Here is a 291-nt window from a genome sequence, read left to right on the forward strand (position 1 = left end):
CCCAGCGGAACGCGCATCTGGCTCGCGGCCGGAATGACCGACATGCGCCGGGGATTCGATGGGCTGGCCGCGATGGTCCAGGAGAAACTGGGCGCTGATCCCTTCGGCGGCCACGTCTTCGTCTTCCGGGGCCGGCGCGGCGATCTCATCAAACTGCTCTGGTGGGATGGCGACGGATTCTGTCTCTTCGCCAAACGTCTGGAGCATGGTCGCTTCCTCTGGCCGCAAGCCGCCGAAGGGGCCGTGCACCTGACGACGGCGCAGCTTTCCATGCTGCTCGAAGGGATCGAC

At 66.0% G+C, this 291-nt stretch carries 1 protein-coding gene; it reads left to right on the forward strand.

The window, feature by feature from the left end:
• Window positions 1–15 precede the first annotated feature (15 nt).
• Window positions 16–291 (forward strand): IS66 family insertion sequence element accessory protein TnpB (gene tnpB / locus GH659_RS14755; protein ID WP_343030114.1); only part of this gene is annotated, 276 nt, incomplete at its 3' end.

The organism is Propionivibrio limicola (assembly GCF_009469695.1).
Classification (GTDB): Bacteria; Pseudomonadota; Gammaproteobacteria; order Burkholderiales; family Rhodocyclaceae; genus Propionivibrio; species Propionivibrio limicola.